Origin of the sequence: Geothrix oryzisoli (genome assembly GCF_022808865.1) — a bacterium.
In the GTDB taxonomy this organism is placed as follows: Bacteria; Acidobacteriota; Holophagae; order Holophagales; family Holophagaceae; genus Geothrix; species Geothrix oryzisoli.
Genome location: NZ_JAKZLB010000003.1, coordinates 362,505 through 378,734 on the forward strand (window position 1 = coordinate 362,505; position 16,230 = coordinate 378,734).

At 70.5% G+C, this 16,230-nt stretch carries 12 protein-coding genes; 4 read left to right on the forward strand and 8 right to left on the reverse strand.

Annotation, left to right across the window (positions count from 1 at the left end; genetic code table 11):
* The first annotated feature begins 78 nt into the window (after positions 1–78).
* Entirely contained in the window at positions 79–957 is an 879-nt protein-coding gene (locus MLE43_RS09830) for a phosphoribosylaminoimidazolesuccinocarboxamide synthase (RefSeq protein WP_243303548.1), read from the forward strand.
* A 39-nt stretch (positions 958–996) separates the two neighbouring features.
* Here MLE43_RS09830 and MLE43_RS14885 read toward each other — a convergent pair whose 3' ends face one another.
* Genes MLE43_RS14885 through MLE43_RS09850 form a run of 3 tightly spaced genes read right to left on the reverse strand, consistent with a single transcriptional unit; the run spans position 997 to position 4,821 of the window.
* Complete coding sequence (locus MLE43_RS14885; RefSeq protein WP_275976151.1) at positions 997–2,226, reverse strand: M16 family metallopeptidase; 1,230 nt, start codon at positions 2,224–2,226, stop codon at positions 997–999.
* On the reverse strand, positions 2,223–3,893 hold the full coding sequence (locus MLE43_RS09845; RefSeq protein ID WP_243303549.1) for a M16 family metallopeptidase: 1,671 nt from the start codon (positions 3,891–3,893) through the stop codon (positions 2,223–2,225). Before MLE43_RS09845 ends, MLE43_RS14885 begins: the two co-directional genes overlap by 4 nt.
* Positions 3,894–3,915: 22 nt before the next feature.
* Positions 3,916–4,821 (reverse strand): DUF4097 family beta strand repeat-containing protein, encoded by a 906-nt coding sequence (locus tag MLE43_RS09850; protein WP_243303550.1) that lies wholly within the window; start codon positions 4,819–4,821, stop codon positions 3,916–3,918.
* 109 nt (positions 4,822–4,930) lie between these two features.
* On the opposite strand from MLE43_RS09850, the gene MLE43_RS09855 reads away from it, so the two are divergent.
* The gene (locus MLE43_RS09855; RefSeq protein WP_243303551.1) at positions 4,931–6,103 is read left to right on the forward strand and encodes an acetyl-CoA C-acetyltransferase; all 1,173 of its coding nucleotides are present in this window, start codon (positions 4,931–4,933) and stop codon (positions 6,101–6,103) included.
* Between the two features lie 96 nt (positions 6,104–6,199).
* Positions 6,200–6,886, forward strand: a complete 687-nt coding sequence (gene ftsE, locus MLE43_RS09860; protein ID WP_243303552.1) for a cell division ATP-binding protein FtsE — start codon at positions 6,200–6,202, stop codon at positions 6,884–6,886.
* Positions 6,887–6,911: 25 nt separating this feature from the next.
* Here the strand turns inward: ftsE and MLE43_RS09865 are convergent, their stop codons facing one another.
* The 3 genes from MLE43_RS09865 to MLE43_RS09875 are packed head-to-tail and all read right to left on the reverse strand — an operon-like array spanning position 6,912 to position 11,174.
* On the reverse strand, positions 6,912–9,077 hold the full coding sequence (locus MLE43_RS09865; RefSeq protein ID WP_243303553.1) for a carbohydrate binding family 9 domain-containing protein: 2,166 nt from the start codon (positions 9,075–9,077) through the stop codon (positions 6,912–6,914).
* Positions 9,070–10,212, reverse strand: coding sequence for a chromate transporter (locus tag MLE43_RS09870; RefSeq protein ID WP_243303554.1), 1,143 nt, complete (start codon positions 10,210–10,212; stop codon positions 9,070–9,072). Before MLE43_RS09870 ends, MLE43_RS09865 begins: the two co-directional genes overlap by 8 nt.
* Positions 10,209–11,174, reverse strand: coding sequence for a chromate resistance protein ChrB domain-containing protein (locus tag MLE43_RS09875; RefSeq protein WP_243303556.1), 966 nt, complete (start codon positions 11,172–11,174; stop codon positions 10,209–10,211). The genes MLE43_RS09870 and MLE43_RS09875 overlap by 4 nt, the downstream gene beginning before the upstream one ends.
* A gap of 181 nt (positions 11,175–11,355) precedes the next feature.
* Here MLE43_RS09875 and yihA point away from each other — a divergent pair, with 181 nt between their 5' ends.
* On the forward strand, positions 11,356–11,943 hold the full coding sequence (yihA, locus tag MLE43_RS09880) for a ribosome biogenesis GTP-binding protein YihA/YsxC (RefSeq protein ID WP_243303558.1): 588 nt from the start codon (positions 11,356–11,358) through the stop codon (positions 11,941–11,943).
* Between the two features lie 25 nt (positions 11,944–11,968).
* Here yihA and MLE43_RS14890 read toward each other — a convergent pair whose 3' ends face one another.
* Together MLE43_RS14890 and MLE43_RS09895 are read right to left on the reverse strand one after the other, a co-directional pair.
* On the reverse strand, positions 11,969–13,039 hold the full coding sequence (locus MLE43_RS14890; RefSeq protein WP_275976152.1) for a VanZ family protein: 1,071 nt from the start codon (positions 13,037–13,039) through the stop codon (positions 11,969–11,971).
* A gap of 53 nt (positions 13,040–13,092) precedes the next feature.
* Positions 13,093–16,083 (reverse strand): VIT domain-containing protein, encoded by a 2,991-nt coding sequence (locus MLE43_RS09895; protein WP_243303560.1) that lies wholly within the window; start codon positions 16,081–16,083, stop codon positions 13,093–13,095.
* Positions 16,084–16,230 lie beyond the last annotated feature (147 nt).

Genomic DNA, 16,230 nt, shown 5'->3' on the forward strand with positions numbered 1-16,230 from the left:
TATCAGCTATCAGCTATCGGCTGTCAGTGACTGACCGATGACGGGCGACCGCTAAGATGGATCGATTCCGGAGGCCCCATGTCCGTCCTGCTCAGCACCGATCTCCCCTTTCCCGTCTTCCGCCGGGGCAAGGTCCGGGATGTGTATGACCTGGGCAAGCAGCTGCTCATCGTGGCCACGGACCGCATCAGCGCCTTCGACTGCGTGATGCCCGAGGGGATTCCGGACAAGGGGCGCATCCTCACTGCGGTGGCGGCCTACTGGTTTGAGGCCACCGAGGACCTGGTGCCCAACCACTTCCGCGGCAACCCCACCTGGCCGGCGGCCCTGGAACCCTACCGCGAGGCCCTGGCCGGCCGCGCCGTGGTCGTGGAGAAGACCCGCCCCATGCCGGTGGAGTGCGTGGTGCGCGGCTACCTGGCGGGCAGCGGCTGGAAGGAATACCAGAGCGGCCAGTCTGTCTGCGGCGTGCCGCTGCCGGCGGGGTTGCGCCTGGCGGATCGCCTGCCCGAGCCCATCTTCACGCCCGCCACCAAGGAGGACGAAGGGCACGACGAGAACATCAGCTTCGAGCGCATGGCCGAGATCGTGGGCGCGGATCTGGCGGCTCGGCTGCGGGACCTGAGCCTGGCCCTCTACCGGCGCGGGGCGGAACTGGCCGCCCAGCGGGGGATCCTGCTGGCGGACACCAAGTTCGAGTTCGGCCTGAGCGATGCCGGCGAGCTGATCCTCATCGACGAGGCCCTCACGCCGGACAGCAGCCGCTACTGGCTGGCGGACAGCTGGGCGCCCGGGAAGAACCCCCCGAGCCTGGACAAGCAGTTCCTCCGCGATTACCTCGAGACCCTCCAGAGTTGGGACAAGCAGCCTCCTGCGCCCCACCTGCCGGCCGAGATCATCGAAGGCATCCGGGCCCGGTATCTGGACCTGGCGGCCCGCTTCGGCGTGCAGATCTGACCGCTGCCTTCGTTCCGGCCTGAGCGCGCGCTCGCGCGCTCAGGATCCGGCGGGGGGTTTCACCACCGCCGGGGCAGCCAGCACGCCCGCCCGAAGCCGGGCCGGGTCCAGCCAGCGGCGGAGGTCTCCGTTCAGGACCTCCACGGTGATGGCCTCCAGGCGTGCCGGCGATACGGCCCGGCCGCGGGCCTCGGCCATGGCCTCGTCCACCAGGGTGCCCGGATGAAGGCTGGTGAGGGCCCGGCCTGCCGACCAGGCGGCCTTCGCCCGGCGCAGATCCGCCTCCGTGAAGCCGCGCTGTCTGAGGGTCTGCAGGCGTTCCAGCAGGGAGGTCCCGGCGGCGGAGGCGGACCCCTGCGGCTCGGTTTCCAGCGCCGCGACCAGGTCGGGCCCTTCCAGCCGCAATTGAGCGGGGAACAGGACCGGATCTCCGGGCAGGAGCAGGGTCAGCAGGGCCTCCATTTCCGGGCTCAGGTCCGCCGGCTCCGCGGCGACCGCAAAGGCCAGGGGAGCGGCTCCGGCGGCGGGCACCTCGATGGGCGCGGATCCGGGCGCCGCGGCGGCTGGAGGCGGGGCGGCCAGGGCCGCGGGGGGCTGCCGCGGGACCGTCCAGGTCCCGAAGGTCAGGAACACCAGCCGCTTGGCCTGTTCCAGTCCGAGGTCGCCGTGGAGGACCAGGATCGCCTGGTCGGGACGCAACACCCGGCCGTAGAAAGTGGCCAGATCCTCGTAGGTGACCCCCGCCAGCCCGTCGAGGGTGGGCGCCTGGCGGGTCCAGTCGGACTCCAGGAGCTGTCTCAGCTTGGCGCGGGGGGAGGCCTCCAGCCGCTCCGTATCCCGCCAGCAGGCGAGGCGCTCGGCCTCCAGCGTGGAGGGGTCGAGGATCGAGCGGAGGACGCGGTCGGCGAGCAGGCCCAGGGCCATATCCTGGTCGCGGCTCCGGGCGACCAGGCTCCAGGAGAGGCCGTCCGATCGGAGCGCCGGGGCCAGGTCGATGCCCGCCCCCGCCAGGAGCTGCTCGAAGTCGCCGGCCCGGAAGGCGCCGGCATCCGAGTGTCCGAGGACGCGCAGGGCCAGGGGAGCCAGCCCGGGACGGGCGGCCGAGCCGGGGTCCAGGGGAAGGTGCAGACGGGCCCTCACCAGGGGGCGCTCGTGGTCTTCCAGCAGGACCACCCGCAACCCGTTGGGCAGACGGAACGGCTGGGGCCGGATCTGGGCCTGGCTCTGGGCGGTGAGCGCGAATGCGGCCAGGGCCGCCAGGGCTCTCATCGCTTCTCCGGGGCCAGCTGGGCTTCCAGGAGCTTGAGGGTGCGCTGGCGTTCCTCGATGCTGAGCATGCGGAGCTGGCGGAGCCCCTCGGAAACCATGTGCTCGCGCTGGGCCAGGTCCTCGATGCGCGTGGCGGCGAGGGCCTTCAACACCCGGGCGGTCTCGGCCTCCAGGGGATCCCGGCTTTCCTCTGTGTCGGCCTGCAGCCAGAGGGTGGTCCGGTGGCTGGGGTTCAGCCAGGTCCGGGCGGCCGCCTGGACGGCTTCGGGTCCGAGGTTCCGCAGGCGCTGGAGCTCCTGGTCCGCCTGCCGCCAGTCGCCCGCCTCCACCCAGGCCAGGCCCAGGGCCCGGGCCAGTGCGGCGGGTTCGTCCTGGATCCGGAGCTGGTCCACATCGATTTGGGTCAGGGCCCGCTGCCAGTCGCCCGCGGGGATCGGTTCCTGCTGGAGCCGCAGGATCTCCGTGTGGAGGGCGCCCTCGAGTTCCGCGAGGCTGTGCCCCGCGGTCGGCACCGCCCGGATGACCAGGAGTCCCGGCAGCCGTCCCCCTGGAACATCCACCTGGACCTCCACGGATTCGGCCAGCGCCTTCTGGCGCACCAGCCGCTGGGCCAGCCGGCCGGAGGGGCCGCTTCCCAGCAGGCCCGCGGCCAGCCGCAGGGCGAGGTGGTCGCGATGGGGCCGCGGGGGGATGCGCCAGCCCACCAGCAGCTCGGGGGTCTTGCCCGCGGTGGCCTGGATGCGCCGGTCCCCGAGGCCGGCGGGGATCTCGGGGAGGAGCGGATCCTCGGCGCTGGCGCCGACCAGGCCGGCCGGCAGGGTGCCGAAGGACCGGTCCAGGAGCGGCAGGGCCGTCTCCAGGTTCAGTCCGCCCACCAGCACCAGGGTGAGCCGGTCGGGGCGGAAGGCCTGGCGTGCCCAGGCCTGGAGGTCCGAGCGGCGCATGGCCTCCAGGGCGGGCAGGTGGTCGGCCAGGTCCCGGCCGTAGGGATGGCCGGGGAGGGCGGCACCCTGGAGCAGGGCCGGCCCTTGGGGCCCCTGGGCCCGGAGCTCGGCCATCAGGGCGGCCCGGACCTCGGAGAAGCGGCTCAGCTGGAGGAGGGTCAGGCGCTGGACCTCCGTGCGGCACCAGAACTCGAAGGCGTCGGCCGGCAGCTCGATCTGCACGAGCAGGGCGTCCGCGCCGGCGCTGGCGGTCATCCGCCCTCCGCGGGCGGCATAGAGATCCGTCAAGGGCGCGCTGGAAAACCGCGCCCTCACGGATTGGTGCAGGGTCCAGAGCCGCGCCCCCAGGGCCGGCCCCTGGGCGGTGCCTTCGGGATCCTGCCGCTGCCGGAGCTGGTCTACCCTCAGGGCCTCGAGGAGTCCCTCCTCCTCCCGGAGCAGGGCATCAAGGGAGCCGGGTCCCTTGGCCGTTTCGAGGTCCTCGGACCAGGTGGAGCCATAGAGGGTCCGGGCCAGCAGGTCGGTGGCGCCGGCCAGGGCCGGGGGTTCCTCCGCCCGCCCGCCCCGGAAGACGAGGGTCGCGTGGAAGGCGTTCAGTCCGCGGCGCTCCACCAGCAGCAGCCGGACGCCATTGGCGAGCCGCCGTTCCTGCACGTCCGCCAGATGGGGCGTCTGGGCCTGCAGGCCCAGCGTGGCGAGGAGGAGCATGGCCAGAGGTCGCATGGGCCCCAGGGTACTACCGGTTCTACTTCACCCGGATGCTGCCGTTGGTGGTTTCGAGGCGGATCGGCTGGGTCCGCCCGGGCACCTTCACATGGGCGCTGTGCTTGGTCATCTCGAGGACCTGGGCGCCGGGGACCTTGATCTCCATGGAGCCGTTGCTGTTCTCGGCCAGCAGGTCGCCCGTGGCCTTGCCCAGCTCCACCTCGATGCTGCCGTTGGTGGATTCCAGGTGGATGCCTTCACCCCAGCCATCCAGGCTCCGGGCCCGGACGCTGCCGTTGGTGGTCTCCAGGCGGATGCCGCCGGCCACATCCTCGAGGACGATGCGGCCGTTGGTGGTGCCGCCCTTGATCCGGGCCATCAGGTTCCGGGCCTCGATGGGGCCGTTGGTGGTGTCGGCCAGCACTTCGCCCCGCACGTCGGCCACCAGGATGGCGCCATTGGTGGCTTCGCAGCGGGCGTAGCCCTCGAGGTGCTCCACGGCCACCGTGCCGTTGGTCGTGCGGAAGTGGCCCAGCAGCTTGCGGGGCACCTGGAGCGTCATCTCACAGCGGGGGCTGATGTAGAGGCCGAAACTCCAGGAGGGCTGCTGGAACATCGCCTCGATGTCCAGGTCCTGGCCCTTCCGCTGGAGCACGAGCTCCACCCGGCGCTTGTCACTGTCCCGGATCTGGGCGGTGAGGAAGACCTCCTCCTTGTCCCAGCCCGTCACCCGGATGCCGCCGTTGCGGTTCTTCACCCAGAGCTTGGAGCCGTAGGTCAGCTTCTCGGTCCGCTGCTCCGTCCGCGAGCCGGAGGGCATGTCCACCCCGATCATGGGCGCGGGAGGGGCCGGAGGAGCCGGCGGCGCGGGCGGGGGTGGGGGCGCCTGGGCCAGCAGGGCGCTCCCGACCAGGAACAGGGGGATCCAGCGGCTGGAAACGGTCATGACGGCTCCCGTGGGGAGAAAGAACCAGGGCGGGCCTGGATGTGAAGTTCACGGTACTGCGACTGGCGGGTTTAGTCACGATACCCTGGAAGATCCCTCCGGAGCCCCCATGTCCGCCTACATCCTGTCCGCCACCCGCACCGCCGTCGGTTCCTTCGGGGGTGCCCTCAAACCTTTGACTGCCGTGCAGATGGGGGCCCTGGCCATCACGGAGGCCCTGAAGCGGGCTGGCGTGGCGCCCGAGGCGGTCGGGGATGTGGTCCTGGGCAACGTGCTCCAGGCCGGCAGCGGGCAGAACGTGGCCCGCCTGGCGGCCCTCAAGGCAGGGCTGCCCTTCTCGACGCCCGCCCACACCCCGAACCAGGTGTGCGGGTCGGGCCTCAAGGCCATCGCCCTGGGCGCCCAGTCCATCGCCATGGGCGACGCGGACCTGGTGGTGGCCGGCGGCACCGAGAGCATGTCCAACGCCCCCTACCTGCTGCCCGCCGCCCGTTGGGGCGCCCGCATGGGCAACACCCAGCTCATCGACAGCATGATCCAGGACGGCCTCTGGTGCGGCCACGGCGACACCCACATGGGGATCACCGCCGAGAACGTGGCTGCCAAGCACGCCATCACCCGCGAGGCGCAGGACGCCTTCGCCCTCCGGAGCCAGCAGAAGGCCGCCGCCGCCCAGGCCGCGGGAGCCTTCGACCGTGAGGTGTTCGCGGTCACCCTGGCGGGGAAGAAGGGCGACACGGTCTTCAACCGCGACGAATACATCAAGACCGACGCCTCCGCGGAGGGCCTGGCCAAGCTCAAGCCGGCCTTCAAGAAGGACGGCACGGTGACTGCCGGGAACGCCAGCGGCATCAACGACGGCGCCGGTGCCCTGGTGCTGGCCTCCGAGGCCGCCGCCAAGGGCCAGAAGCCCATCGCCCGCATCCTCGGCTTCGCCCAGGCCGGTGTGGATCCCGCCACCATGGGCCTGGGCCCCGTACCGGCCATCCAGAAGCTGCTGGCGAAGACCGGTGTGACGCTGGCGGACATCGACATCTTCGAGCTCAACGAGGCCTTCGCCGCCCAGAGCCTGGGCGTGCTGGCGGAGCTCCCCGACCTGGATCCCGCGAAGGTGAACCTGCGGGGCGGCGCCATCGCCATCGGCCATCCCGTGGGCGCCAGCGGCACCCGCATCCTCGTCACCCTCCTGCACCTGCTCCAGGACGAGAACAAGAAGCTCGGCCTCGCCGCCCTCTGCGTCGGCGGCGGCCAAGGCGTGGCCATGCTGGTCGAGCGGCTCTGAAAAGGGCTATCAGCTGTCGGCTTTCAGCTGTCAGCCTGAAGAAGTTCGGACCACCTTTTCTGAAAGCTGATGGCTGATAGCTGACAGCCCCCAACCATGATCACCCTCACCCACGTCGGCAAGCAGTACGACCGCATCCACACCGCCCTGGCGGATGTGAGCTTCGCCATCGATTCGGGGGAGTTCGTGTTCCTCACGGGGCCCAGCGGCGCGGGGAAGTCCACGCTGCTGAAGCTGCTCTTCCGCGAGCAGGTGCCCAGCAGCGGGGAGATCCAGCTGGCGGGGCACCGCCTCTCCGCGATGCCCGAGAAGGAGATCCCCCTCCTGCGCCGCAAGCTGGGCGTGGTGTTCCAGGACTTCAAGCTCATCCGCACCCGCACCATCTTCGAGAACGTGGCCTTCGTCCTGCGGGTGCTGGGCGTGAGCGCCGCGGAGCAGAAGCAGCGCACCTTCCGGGCGCTCAAGATGGTGGGCCTCCAGCACAAGCTCAGCAGCTACCCCCTGCAGCTGTCGGGCGGCGAGCAGCAGCGCGTGGCCATCGCCCGGGCCCTGGTCAACGACCCCCTGGTGCTGCTGGCGGACGAGCCCACGGGCAACCTGGATCCGGATCTGGCGCAGGAGATCATGGCCCTCTTCGAGCGCATCAACGGCCAGGGCACCACCGTCGTCGTGGCCACCCACGACCGCAGCCTCATCCAGCGCATGAAGAAGCGCGTCATCGGCCTCGACCACGGCCGCATCGCCTTCGACCAGCCCGCACCCACGAGCCTGGTGACGGTCTGAGAGGGCCACGCCCGGGATCCCGGACCTAGGGTCGGAAGGTCCAGCGGACTTTGAACGACAGGCGCTGCTGCTGGGGAACGAGCCTCATGGGCCCGGTTTCAAGCGGGTTGAGCCAGGTGCGGTCGCCCACCAGGAAGACCTCCAGCTCCGGGCGTGGAGTCCAGCGGAGGCGCACCTGACCGCCGAGGTTCCGGGATTCCGTTTCGTATTGGGCGATGGCGGAAAGCACGAGGTCGGCGCTCCAGGCCAGCTCGTTCCGCACGCTCAGAAGCTTCTGGGTGAAGTTGCCCCAGGGCAGGTGCCCGAAGTCCACTTCGCTGCTGGCGACGAGCTTCCAGCGGCCCTCCCGGGAGGTGTAGCCCGCGCCCCGCACCCACTGGGTGAGCCGGCCGCCGTAGAAGTCGCCGAACCACACGGTGCTGGAGGCCTGCCACCGCCGCGACGAGGCGCTCTCCACCTGGATCCGGTAGCGGTCGAAGCGGTAGTCGCCCACGGGGATCACCACGCCGGGCACGATCTCGAAGGGCGCGCCCAGCCGCTCGAACTCCGGCTGGACGTTGACCTCGAAGTGGTCACCCTGCGAGGTGACGAGGTTGAAGGGGGCCGTGAAGAACTGCCAGCTCTCCACCCGCCCGAAGAGGTCTTCGACCCGCAGGTATTCCACTTCGAAGAACGCCTGACGGATCCACTGGAGGGAGGGCGAGGCGGGCCGGGGCTGGAAGGCCGCCGCCAGCTTGGACTGGCGCGTCCCCGGCCGGGGCAGGAAGCCCATGGCGGGCAGCAGCGCGTCGCCGAAGCGGTGCCAGGAGGCCGTGAGGTCCCAGAGATCGTTGGGGTAGTCCACCTTGAGGCCGTAGCCGTCGCGGTCGCCGGCAGGGAGGTCCCCGGAGGCGCGGCCGCCCCAGGCCCCCACCAGGAAGTTCTTGTCGCCGAAGGCCTCGGAGGTGTGCCACAGCAGGTCCGCGCCGTCGAACCCGTTCGGGGCCGAGGCCACTGGGTTCCCGCGGGTGCCGAGGTAGCCCAGCCGCAGGTGCGGGTCCAGGTCCCAGGCCAGGCGTGCGGTGCCCAGGGTCTGGGCCGGCGCGTCCCCCAGCCCCTGCTGTCGCACGCCGAGGGCCCCCACGGACAGGTCTCCCACGCGGCCGAGGACCTTCAGCCCCGCCTCCAGGGGCAGCACCTCGCCGTTCATCAGGCCGAGGGTGCGGGAGAAGAAGGGCAGGAACTTGTCCTCCAGGCCCAGGCCGAACTGGAAGAGGTTGGCCCCTTCGAGGAAGAATGCCCGCTTTTCGGGGTAGAGCAGGGGGAAGCGGGTGAGGTTGATCTGCTGGAGATCCACCTCCGTCTCGGCGAAGTCCGGATGGATGGCCAGCACGCCGGTCATCTGGTCGCCCAGGGGCGCGGTGAGGTCCAGTCCCAGTCGGACCCGGGACCTGGATTCCCGCGTCGGGAAATCCCGGAAGGACTGCCCGGAAAGGGATGGGGTCACCGAGAAGCCCCGGCCCCGGTCGAGGCCCTGGAGGCCCACCAGCAGGCCGTTCCGGCTCATGTCCTCCAGTTTGGCGTCCAGGGTGGGGCTGGCCCAGCGGAGCGTGAGCTGTTCCCGCGCCACGAAGCGCTCCAGGTTCAGGCCCCAGGCATCCTTCGCGGGGTTGAAGCGCAGGGTGCGGCTGGGGATGAAGAGCTCCGCCGTCCAGCCGCCGGCGTCGCGGGTGGTGGCGGCTTCCCAGATCCCGTCCCAGTCCAGCGAGAGGGACTCGGGGCCGGAGATGAGGCCGTCCTGGCGGGCGCCACCGGCATTGATGCGGAACAGGTAGCCCGTGCGTCCGTCCCCGCTGGTGTCCAGTACGAGGGCCACCGTGTCGTCGCCACCCATGTCCGCGTCCCGCAGCAGCGAGTGGATGGCGATGCGCCGGGGCTCGGGATCCGCGCAACGGAGGCCGACATAGAGCCCCTCGGGGGCGACCAACACCCGGGCCGTGGTGGTGAAGGGCGTCGCCCCGCTGGGCTGGGGGGCCTGCTGGGTGAGGGACACCACCGGCGCCTGCGCCCAGGCGGCTTCGTCCAGGCGGCCGTCCACATGGATGACCTGGTCCCAAGTGTCGAGACGGGTGGCGGAGAGGGAAGGGCGGTCGCCGCCCCAGAGGAGCGCCGGCAGGATCATCAGGGACGCGGAGCGGAGGAGGCTACCCATGAAACAGCAGGCCTCCCGCGAGTGCCGCCGCGAGCACCAGCAGGGGCTCGGGAATCTTCGACTTCCAGACCAGGAGCAGGGTGGTGACCGCGATGAGAGCCGTGGGCAGGTCCCGGATCGCCCCGCGGCCCAGGACGACCACGGAGCCGGCGATGGCCCCCGCGGCGCCGGCGGTGATGCCCTGCACCAGGGCCTTCAGGCCGGGGCGCTGGCCGTAGCGCCGCAGGAGGGGCGCCGCGAGGATGACGACCGCGAGGACCGGCAGGAAGACGCCCAGCGCGGCCGCCACGGCCCCCAGCGGCCCGGCCACGAGGTGGCCGATGAAGGCCACGGTGATGACCACGGGCCCCGGCGTGATCATGGCGACGGCCACGGCATCCAGGAACTGCTGTTCCGTGAGCCAGTGGAACTCCGTCACCACCGTGCCCCGCAGGAAGGGCACGATGGCCAGCCCGCTGCCGAACACGAAGAGGCCGGCCTTGGCGAAGAACAGGAAGATGCCGCCCACGGTGGTGAGGGCGGCGGGACCGTGGAGTCCCGTCAGCCAGAAGGGGGGCATCAGTCCCAAGGGCGCAGATGCGTGCTGCCAGGGACGCGTCTTCACAATCCAGAAGAGCAGGCCGCCGCCGATCACCAGGAGGACCCATTCCTTCCCCGTGAGGGCCGTGGCCAGGCCCACCACCGCGCAGATCCCCCAGGCCAGGGGATCGCGCTTCAGCGTGGACTTGGCAAGCTTGACGGCACTGCGGGTGATGAGGCCGATGACCGCAGCCCCCACGCCGTAGAACACCGCCTGCATCCAGTGCAGCCCCCCGAAGCGCAGGTAGAGGGCCGCCAGACCCAGCACCATGAGGAAGGAGGGCAGGATGAAGACCAGCCCCACCAGGTTGGCGCCGAGGATCCCCGCCCGCACGTAGCCGAGGTAGATGGCCAGCTGGGCCGCCAGCGGGCCCGGGGAGACCTGGGCCAGGGTCAGGCCCTCCTGGTAGTCCGCCTCGCTGATCCAGCCCCGGGCCTCCACGAGGTCCCGGTGCATGGCCCCCGCCAGGGCGATGGGCCCGCCGAAGCCGAGCGTGCCCAGGCGCAGGAAGTAGGCGAGGAAGGGCCCGAGGGGTACAGGTGGTTTCCCGCTCATGCCCTGGCCTTCCGGAAGGCGGCGTAGAAGGCGTCCAGCACGCCGGATCCGGCCTCGAGACGGGCCTCGTCCTTCGCGTGCAGCAGGGCCACGCCCAGGATGGCCCGGTCGAAGCCGGAGGCCTCGGGGCGCTTGAACTTGGCGTCCTTCAGGTCCACGTCGTGGATGAGCTCGGCCAGCGAATGGAGGGCGGGATCCTCCAGGCCCAGACGATGGATAAGCGTCTCGAAGCTGCACCAGTCACCTTCGTGGGTGAACTCGCCCTCGAACATGTCGAAGCGCAGCTCGCCCTTTTTCACCTGGGTGGTCTTGGGCTCCACGAAGCGGAAGCGGGCCCCGGGATCGATGAAGCGGCGGACGAGCCAGGCGCAGGCGATGCGGTCCACGTGGATACCCTTCCGCGTCACCCAGGTGCGGCCCTGGAGGTGCTCGATGCGCCAGGCGGGAGTCCCTTTGCCGGCGGGCGGCCCGGGCGCAATATGGGCTTCCAGGCGGCCGAGCTGGGTCCGGACCTCGGCGGCGCCCCCGGCCTCGAAGAAGTCGATGGCCTGGAGCTCGGCGAAGCGCTTCCGGAACTTGGCGAGCTGGAGCTCGGCGTCTTCCTTCTGGGCCTTGTCCGGATCCTTCGCGACCGCCTTGTGGACCGTCTGGATCTCCACCTGGAGCTTGGCGTAGTCCTCGTCCCGGGCCTGGCGGAAGCGTTCCCGGAGGTCCCCGTCCGTGAGCCCGTCCGTGAAGCGCGCTTCCACCACGCTGGCCTCGCCCCCGCCCGCCGCGATCTGCCGGACCATCCACTGGAAGTCCTCGCGGGTCTCCTCGGACAGGGGCAGGGCGTAGACGGAGTTCTTCAGGGCCACGGCCCCCAGGGCCTGGAGCTGGCGCCACATCTTCACCCGGAAGTAGGCGGGGTGCGGCGGAAGCTGGTGGATCAGCAGGAGCCAGGGAGATGTTTCTTCAGCCAAGGGACCACCTATCAGTTGAATCATAAAATAGTAACAATTGTATCTAAGTCAATCAGGGTACTGGGCCACCGGGGCCGTCCCAGGGGACGCCCGGAAACCGGAGGAGTTCGGGCGGTCCGGCCCTGGGGTGGTCCCTTCCGCTACCCTGAACCCTGCGGCTTCCCGCCGATCCCGAGATGCCATGGCCCAGCCCCTCACCGATGCCCGTTTCGTCACCTCCGCCGCCGACGCGAAGAAGCTGGGCGTCTGCCATGCGGAAGTGGCCTTCGTCGGGCGCAGCAATGTGGGGAAGTCCTCACTGCTGAACGCCCTGGCCAACCAGAAGCAGCTGGCGCGGGTATCGAAGACACCGGGCCGCACGCGGCTCATCAACGTGTTCCTCACGGGTCCCGACCGCTGGGTCGTGGACCTGCCGGGCTACGGCTTCGCGACGGGCCCCGTCGCCGAGCGGGCCACCTGGCAGAAGATGGTGGAAGGCTACCTGACGGGCCGCGCCACGCTGCGCATGGTCTTCGTGCTGGTGGATGCCGAAGTGGGCCCCACGAAGCTGGACCACCAGATGATCGACTGGCTCCGCACCGAGGGCCTGCCCCACCGCATCGTGGCCACCAAGGCCGACCAGGTAAAGCCCAGCCGGGCCCTCAAGCAGCGCAAGGACGTGGCCGCGGACCTGGGCCTGCACAGCGCTGACATCGCCTGGGTGAGCGCGGCCAAGGGCACGGGCATCCCCGAGCTGCGGCGTGAAGTGGCGGATCTGCTCGAGATCTGACCGGCCTGTACTCCGGACGGATCCCCTACAGCGCCTCCACCTTCCCGCTGCGCCACACCATGAAGCGCCCCTCGTGCGCCCAGGGCAGGGCGATGCCGTTGGCTTCCACCTCGTGGGTGTGGAAGTGGCCGGTGAGGAAGGTGGTCCCGGTGTGGGCCTGGGCGGCGGCGGCGAAGGCCTCGCGGGGGAAGGTCAGCTTGTAGGCGGCGTTGGTGGTGCGGAGCTTCCGCTCCAGCCAGGCGGATACGCGGCGGGCCATGCCGCCGGGCATGAGCCGGAAGACCAGCCACAGCGCGCCTGAGCGCGACGCCAGGTTCCACAGGCGGTACTGGCGGTCGGCGGTGTTGATGAGATCGCCGTGTTCCCAGGTCAGCGCTTCGCCTTCGAGCGACCCGCCGATGCCTTCACCCATCAGGTCGAAGTGCGGGGCATGGCGATCCAGGAAGTACTCCCGGTTGCCCAGCCACAGGCCCACCCAGCGGCCCGCGGCGCGCCGTGACTCCACCCAGGCGAGGAAGGCCCGCTGCGGGGCGGTCTCCATCCCGGGGAAACCTACCCAGACGTCGAACACATCCCCGAGGAAGAGCCAGTCGGCCTCGGGAAGGGCGGTGGTGGCGGCCTCCAGTCCCGTGAGCGTGGCGCCCCAGTGGGGATCCGCCACCAGGATCAGGTCGCGGGAGGGCTCGGGCCGTCGCAGCCGACCCCGCCACCAGGAGAGGGCCTCCAGGTGGCGCGTCACCAGCAGGTGGAGGGAGCCGACCGTCAGGGCCAGGGCGCCGCCGAAGGTGTCGGCCGCCCAGTCGCCGAGTTCGCAGGCGCGTCCGGGGACGAAATACTGGTGGAACTCGTCGGAGGCGCCGTAGAGGGACACTGCGGCCAGGATGAGGAGGTGGCGGCGGTACAGGGGCAGGCCGGGCGCAGAGTGGCGCAGGGCCGTGTCCAGGGTCAGGGCCAGGAGGCCGAAGACCGTCGCGTGGGCGAACTTGTCCAGGGGCGGCGGCAGCTGGATCCCGCCCGGGTAGTGCGATTGCGCACTCAGCCAGAAGATGGTCCCGGCCACGGCCAGGGGAAGGAGCCAGAATCCACGAAAGCGCATGACCTATCGAACCACAGGCTGTTCAGAGATGCGAATCGTCCCCTGTCCCCCGGCTACTCGAAGCGGAACGCCCCGATCTCCACCATGCGGCCCCGCCCATCGAGCCGCAGAGTGGTGGACCGGTTCTCGACGCGGCCGGTTCCGTAACGCAGATAGAGCTCCAGCGTCACGGTCGTGGCCCCGATGGCCGTCTGCTGGCGGGTGCCGAAGAAGCTGGCCTTCACGGTGTAGGTGCCGGGAATGGCCTTGCGGAGCAGGAACTCTTCGGGCCCGTAGCCGTTGGTGACGTCCGCGCTGAGGCGGCCGCCGATGGCGGTCCGGTTGTGGGAGTAGAAGCACTCCTCTCCCCTCGGGTCCACCACGTAGAGGTCCATGTCGCTGTTGTCCGTGTCCCAGTTCAGGACCACGCGCACGTCCACGGGCAGGTTCGCCAGGAGGCGGGGATCCACGGCCGAGGCGTCAAGCTTCGCCTTCGAGGTGGCCAGGAGGGCATTCAGCTCTCCCAGGGCGATGAGGTTCACATCGCGGAACCGCCCATCCCACGGCGTCTTTGCCAGCTCCCAGAGGAGGTCCAGGCCACGCTGGGGCTGACCCGCCTCGGCCAGGGCCAGGGCCAGGTCGCGCCGGCTCTGGGGTTCCTCTTCGCGCATCCGCAGAACCTCCTCGAAGGTCCAGACCGCCAGGTCGGGCAGTCCCAGCTGCCGCAGCCGGTAGCCCAGGATCCGCAGCAAGGGGGCGTCCTCCAGCTTCAGCTCGGCCAGGTTGGAGAGGATGCGAAGGGCGAGTCCCTTTTCGCCCTGCTCCCGGAAGTAGTCCGACACGTCCAGGAAGAACCCGGGGGTCTTCCCGTAGGTGTCCCGCTGGCGGAGGTAGAGGCTGTAGCGCTCCGCGCCCGGCGCGGCCTTGAGTTCCTTCAGGTAGGGGGTGTCCGGGCTCCAGGGCTTGAGCTCGATGGCACCGGCGGGTTCGGGTGTCTCTGCCTCGGCGCGACTCCTGGGCATCGAACTCATCACCCCTGGCGCGAGGTTCGCGGCCGTGCGGGTCTCGGTGCGGTCGAGGGTGGCCACAGAGGCCACGACCTCCACGACCGCCTGGCCCTGCTGCCGCGGCCTGGGAGATCCGGGTGGGGGCGGTGGCGGTGGTGGGACCGATCCGGGCCGCGCCGTGCCGCCGGCCACCCCACCCACCACACCGCCCACCACGCCGCCGATGACACCCCCGGGGACACCGCCCGGAACACCACCCTTGGCCTTCTCCTTCGAGGGGTCTGGCGCTTTGAACACGGTGTTCCACCAGGCCTTCCGTGCCTCGAACTGCCGCACGAGGGCTTCGAGGTGAGCTTTCTCGCGTTGGTTCGACTGGCCCAGATCCGCTGCCACCCTGCGGTCGTACTCGGCGCGGAGGTCCTCCGGCGGCAGGATGCGGTAGCGGACGTAATCGGCCACGTCGTCGAGCACGATGAGGCTCGTGCCCTCGGTGACGAGGCCATGGGTCTGGCCGAGGGCCGAGATGGCCTGCGCATTTCGGGCCTTGTCCAGTTCCAGCTCGGCGAGTTTCCTCTGGGCCCAGAGCCGGGCCACCGGGGCCGCCACGGCGGCCCGGTTGGCATCGATGTCGAAGGTCCGGGTGAACCGTGTCGTGGTCCCGAAGCCGAAGTGCAGGGTCACCTTGGCGCGGGGGGTCTTGAGGATGCCCGCCAGGCCGAAGGGGCCGCGCACGACGCGGCCGGCGCTGGGATAGACCTCTTCCACCTCGGCGGCTCCCGCCGTGGTGCGCAGGAAGGCCAGAGGGCGGGTCGTGAGGGCCTTCAGGGCCTCCGCCTGGCTGAGGGACTGAAGGTTGAGGTACTCGCCGCCGCGCCCCTCGCTGAGGGCCCGGAGGAGGCCGTGCTCAGCCGTCAGAGCGCTGTTGATGGCCTGCAGAGGGGCCTCGGGGAACCGCGCCTCACCGGGGCCGAAAGTGGCTACCCCATCGGAGAAGAGCAGGGTCTCGTCCACCTTCACGTCCTTCAGGTCCAGGGCCCCCAGGCGCGTGGCCCCGTCCAGCGGTTCGTTCTCGATCTGCTTCCTCAGGTCGCGGGCGTCGCCGCCCTGGATCTGGAAGACCCGCAGAGGCTCGGCCTCGTTGCGGAAGACGGCCAGGCTCACCTGGCAGGTGCCCAGACCCCGCAGGTAGGCCTCCAGCAGATCGAGCTCCCGCTTGAGGTCGCGCTGACGGGCGCTGGCGGAGGCATCCCACGCCACGAGGAGGCGCTTCGGCAGGACCTTGGGCTCCCGGGGCAGGCGCGGATGGACCATCACGAAGAAGTAGGCCCGGCCCTCGCGCCGCTCGACGAACACCTGACCGCTGTCCGCGCCCCGGGGGATGGTCACGGCCAGGGGCCTGTCCGGCGCGAAGTCCTTCCGGCTCGCCTCGGCGAGGAACCCGCGGCGCACGGCCCTGAAGGCGAAGTTGGCCAGGGGGCTCGTGGTGGCCTTCGGGGCCTCCGGCTGGTCCAGCACCTCCACCCGCAGGCCGAAGGTGGCCACTTTTTCCGTGAAGGCCAGCGGCAGCCGGTAGAGCAGCTCTCCGCGGCCCGCATCGGCGAGGTCCTGCTCGTAGGCCAGGACCACCCGCTTGTAGCCCTTCGCCGGGATCGGGTAGACCCGGGCCTTGAAGCTGTTGCTGGCGGTCTTCTCGAGGAGCCCGGGATCCACGCCCCGGCGGACGACTTCCTCGAAGGCCTGGCGGCCCTTGGCCTTTTCCACCACCACGCCTTCCCGGAGGCGTCCGTTCACGTCCATGGCGAAGCGCGTCACCGTCTGGCCCTCGCCCAGGGGGAAGACGAGCTCCCCCTCCAGGATCCGATCCTGGGGGTTGTGGACCGTCAGGTCCCAGGTGGTGGTGGCCACGTGGCCCACCACCTGGACGCTGACCTGGAGGTCATGGAGCTTCGCGGGTTGCGACCGGTCCTGCTCGACGATCCGCACCTGCGGCATGGGCATCCGCTCCTGCGCGCAGAGCGGGGCGGAGACCAAGAGGACGAAGAGGAGGCGGCGGAGCATGGAGCACCTGTGCGGGGGATTAGCGACACTCTACTCCACAGTGGGCCGGCGGCGGGCGCTCTCCTGGGCGGAAGTCCTCTGATAAGCGGGGTGCCGGGCCTTGCCGCCGGCCCTGGAGACCTTATCTTCCGAGCGCAGGGTGTTGGC